General features: G+C 58.8%; 5 protein-coding genes. All 5 read right to left on the bottom strand.

What is annotated here, in order from left to right:
* A partial coding sequence (locus tag FHS02_RS31090) for a type VI secretion system Vgr family protein (RefSeq protein ID WP_183444276.1) occupies positions 1–623 on the bottom strand: 623 nt, incomplete at its 3' end.
* Between the two features lie 115 nt (positions 624–738).
* Entirely contained in the window at positions 739–957 is a 219-nt protein-coding gene (locus FHS02_RS31095; protein WP_137316938.1) for a hypothetical protein, read from the bottom strand.
* A 48-nt stretch (positions 958–1005) separates the two neighbouring features.
* Positions 1006–1875, bottom strand: a complete 870-nt coding sequence (locus tag FHS02_RS31100; protein ID WP_137316939.1) for a hypothetical protein — start codon at positions 1873–1875, stop codon at positions 1006–1008.
* Between the two features lie 35 nt (positions 1876–1910).
* On the bottom strand, positions 1911–2921 hold the full coding sequence (locus tag FHS02_RS31105) for a DUF2515 family protein (RefSeq protein WP_137316940.1): 1011 nt from the start codon (positions 2919–2921) through the stop codon (positions 1911–1913).
* A 36-nt stretch (positions 2922–2957) separates the two neighbouring features.
* Positions 2958–4729: DUF2345 domain-containing protein (locus tag FHS02_RS31110; protein WP_183444275.1), on the bottom strand; the 1772-nt coding region annotated here is incomplete at its 5' end.

A 4729-nucleotide genomic window follows, 5' to 3' on the forward strand; every position in this document is an offset into this window, starting at 1 on the left:
ACTTGCCGGCGCGCGCCGAAGCCGTCGATCGCGTCGTCGGTGTCGCTGGCGCGCATGCCGTGGAAGCGGATCGCCGGGTTGCCGGGCGTGGCGGGGGCCGCGGCCTGGCTGTCGAAGATCACCAGCTGGTGGCGCGCCTGGCCGTCGCCGGAAGCTTCGGCCTGGTCGTGTTCGAAGCGCCACGACAGGCCTTTGGAGGCCATCAGGCGGACGAAGAAATCGTAGTCGCTTTCGCGGTACTGGGTGCAGACGGAGCGCGTGGCCAGTTCCTGCGTGACGTCGAACGCGAAGCGCAGTTGCGGGTAGTCGGCGAACAGTTCCGTGACGATGTCGAGCGCGTTCCTGTCCTGGAAGATGTAGCTGTCGCGGCGCAGGCGCAGCAGCGCCAGTGCCGGTTCAAGGTGCAGGCGGTAGCGCGCCACGCCGCCGTCGGCACCGAGCCAGTCGGCGCGGGTGCAGATGCCGTGCCAGGCGCGGCGCGAGTCGTCGGGCTGCAGCAGCGTCACGGTCAGCTCTTCGCCGATGAACGCGTCCAGTGCCAGGTCGGTCGACGTGCTGAGCGCATCGACCTCGAATGCATAGCACTCGTTGACCGCTTCGCGGCCGGCGAAGCGTTCGGCCATCAGCGCTTCGGGCAGGCTGGCATCCTGCGCACTCGCCAGCGTGATCAGGCGGGCGTGCTGAGACCAAGCCCTGTGCCGAAGCGCCACAGTGTCCAAATGATGGAATGCGGGTCCATCAGGGCAGGGTGATGGTTAGGTTGGCCGCGCGCGGCGCCATCTCGACGACGTCGTGGTGCGCGGCCATCTGCTGTTCGGTGGTTTTGCCCAGCATGGTGCGCAGGCCGATGTAGCCGAGCGCGCAGATCAGCATGAACATGGTGGCCAGTACCCATAGCGGGAAATCGCTGCGCAGCTTGTTGATGATCTGGTCGGCTCGGCACTGACTGATTAACACCTTATCTGAGTAATCGGCTCATTCGTATAGGTAACTGAATCGAACGAATCACCATGGAATTGGAGGATCTACGTAATCGGTGTCGATTGGTATGCCCTTCTCACGAAGTGCTGCTTCAGCTTTGCTTCGCCTTGCTGCCAAGTCTTTCAGCTCTGCAGGAAGTAGTGCTTTCCATTCCTCACGCCGTAGCGGATCCACGAACCCCTTAAAATGGTTCACGCTCGAGTCGAGGTCGTAATGGACCAGGTAGACGCCTGGTCCGGACGGATTGTCGGGGTTTGGAGCGCGCTTGAAACTAATCCTGAGAAAAGCGCTATCGCTGTAAAGCTCCCAAGCCGAACGATCTTCAAGTTTAATCCATTCTTGAAGAGTCGGCTTGTAATCAGCATCCAAAGGAGTCGAGCTGCCAACTGCCATCTGATAGTTCAGCATGTCCTTTCCCCGAAGTCTGGGGTCATCAAATGGAATCGACGACTTCCATCCTTCATTTCTAAGGCGTGATAGTACGGCAAAGAAGTAGTCGCGGGCAGCTTCGTGGGTGATCCCGTGAGGACCGGTAATGCCACTTGTTAAATGTACCGTGGATATCCCTTCAGTCCTAATGTCGTCGTCTTGCGTACCTATCAATGAAAGCACATCCTCAACTTGAAGCAGGCGATTGCCAGCCGCGATCTTAACGGTTCCCCTGGACCGGCTGCTCCACTGTGCTTTATAGAAAGAAAGTCCCAACGGTTGACGAGTTACTCGAACAAGGTCGGGATGTCGTTTATGGAAACTATCGCCGGTCTCGTGCAAAGTCAACGTTATTACTGTATTTGGCATTATTGCGAGTTCATTGTTATTTGAATCTGTACAGCCGCTGGAAAAAGCAGCCACGACGATAAATAAAATTGTCGAAAAGAGTTTAAGTTCCTTCATTACCTTTGGCGATCATGTATTCTTAGAATCTGTTCTTAGAAATTATCCACTGCGTCTATTGCACGTTGCCGGAACGTAGGGTCATCTGCCATGTCTTTCCATCCTGCCATTGTAGCTAGTTCACGCTCCATTAGCGGCAATTTGCTTTGCATTAATCGGTGAAATTGCTCGGCTGCGTCCGTGATCCAGTTCATTCGGCTCTGGTAATCTTCGAGCTTCGTTTCTTCGGGGGCAACAGACTTTAACTCTGCATTCGTCTCGCAACACGCATGAGTAAAAATCAGCTCGACGGTTGGAGTAAACCAACTAAGGCCTCGTTGTATCTCGATCCAGCCCGCAAAACAATCGTCCTCATAGATCAATGGCTGCAATATGACGCCCTGTTCATGCTCGGCGATCCTCATCAAGTGATCAAATTGGATGCTTGCGCGCCTACGCGGTGGGGCATCTTCGTACTCATCGACTTTCTTAAAACCAGCAACCACTTCGTTAGACACCTGCAAGTACTTGATGATAGGAAGCGCTTCATCTTTCCACGGCAGTTGATTCAGTTGCGCCTTCACTTCTTTAACATAGTTCTGCGTATTGCGTGCCTTAAGGCATTGGTTAAACGACTTGGGATACATATTTCGATACCAATGCCACCCGCTAATGTCGCAGAAGAGCCAGAAATTGCCTTTGCCAAGCCCTTCCCACACTGTGTTAATACCCTTAGACATGGCCAACACCCGTTTCGTCGCGAATGTACAAGCCACAGTCTTACTGGCAAAAGCTCCGAGAGCCATCCAGTAATAGCGGCCCTTCAACGCAGGATTTCCACCTTCCTCGGTTTCCAGATAGAGACGGGCATAGGTGGCCGCAATCCGCCTGGCGCGAACTTCGTAACTGCGAATCAGCTTTCCCTTATGCTCGCCTGTCTGAACGCAGAGCCGCTTGGTACTGAACTGCTGCGCCAGCGACCACATCATATTGCAGTCGCAATCAGTGTTCACGCAAGACTTGGGTGTGGTATTCGTCGTCCCGATGATAGGATTAGATTTGCTCATATTTTCCTGCTAGATGCCGCATGTGACCGCGGCTGTTTATTCTTCCACCTTGAACCATTGCAACGAGAGTTTCAGCTCTTCGCTCGCCGTCGTTCCAACGCGCTCGCTGTCGCCCATCTCGCCAAGTCGGCCCTTGATTTTCCCGCCGCTGCTTTCGATAACATAGGGAAGATCACGCAGGGGTTCCCCGCTCGGGTCGCGCAGCACGAACGCTTCGTCATAGAACTTGACTTGGGTATCGGGCAGCTTCAACAGTTCAGCAGCCTTGTTGCCGCCACTGTCGAACACATGCTTCCCACCCTTCACCGTAAAATTCCCCGGGCAAGCAAACGTAATATCCCCGCCATCCAGCGTCACCGACGATTGCCCGGCCTGTAGCACGATCTTCTTGCTGGCCTTGATCTCGATACAGTCGTTGACGGAAATGACGGTCACTTCTTTGTCCGCCAGGATCTCCAGCTGCCCGGTGTGCGCCTGCAGCGACACCGGCCCGTTCCCGGCAAACGCCTGCACGCCGCCTTCGTGCGTGTACAGCCCGGTCGCTTCGGCCGATACGGACGACACCGTGAAAGCCGCCGCCATGTGCAGGTCCGATTGCGAAGTCCACTGCAACTGTGCGCCCGTGAACACCACCGTCGATGCGGGAGAAGCCCAATTGATGCTGGACGCTGAATCCATCACCACCAGCGGTGCGCCGAATTTCTCGACGGGCGCGGCAGCATCGAGCTGGCGCGAGCCACTCTGTGCTTTCAGCGCATCCTGGCCATTGACGGCGCCTTCGTGCTTGCCTTTTTCCTTTGGATCGATCAGCGCCAGCAGATCCTTCTTGGCCTGCACCGCGGTCTCGCTGGTCAGCGCCTGCTGCGCCTTGGCCGATTCGAGCAGCGCCTCGTCGAGCGTTTGCGCCGCCTTCAGCGAACCGACGGCTTCCAAAGCATCCATCTGGGTGGAGGCGACGCCGGCGCCCTGGCCCGCGCGTGCAGCGGTGGTCAGCAGCACCCCTTCGCCGCCGCGCACCACGGCCCACGCATCGGTGCGCAATTCGAAGCCGGTTCCACGATACCCGCCGCGCTGCGCCGACCCGGGAGACTGGGCAACAAGGTAGCCAAGATTGAGCTGTGACGCAGCGCCGGACGTGGCCAGCCGCATGCGCAACTGTCCCTGCGTGTCGTCCAGCTGCCACTGGTTGTAGCCGCCGCCATCGAAGGTCCGCGTATGGATGCCGGAGAGCGTGCCCGGATGGTTGGCGCCGGAGTCGACGCCGGCGGCGAACGGCGGCGCATCGGCACCCGTGTACAGCTGCGCCACCACGACCGGGCGGTCGATGTCGTTTTCGAGGAAGTCGACCAGCACCTCGGTGCCGATGCGCGGCGTGAACTGGGATCCCCAGTTCGGACCGGCCAGCGCTTCGGCCACGCGCACCCAGGTACCCGAGCGCTCGTCGCTGGGGGCGCTGCCTTCTTCGTCCACGTCATGACCGAGTCCACCAGGATTGGCGCCGACGCCGCGCTGCCATGCGAACTGCACGCGCACCTGATGGTCGCGCACTGTGGTGGCGACTTCGTTGGCGACGCCGACCACCAGGGCAGTCTGCGGGCCCAGCGCCGTGTGCGCATGGGGCAGGGCGGTTGCCACCGGCACCAGCGGCACGGCGTCGCGCACGCAGCCGAAGCGGTTGCGGTAGGTGCCCGGCTCCACGCGGGAGCGGGCACTGGCCAGCCGGGGCTCGAAGTTGTTGCGCGCCTCGTGCTCGACCCACAGCACCTTGAAGGCGTTGTCGCCGTCGGGATAGCGCTCGTGCTGGGTGA

Origin of the sequence: Pseudoduganella umbonata (assembly GCF_014192225.1) — a bacterium.
Lineage (GTDB): Bacteria > Pseudomonadota > Gammaproteobacteria > Burkholderiales > Burkholderiaceae_D > Rugamonas > Rugamonas umbonata.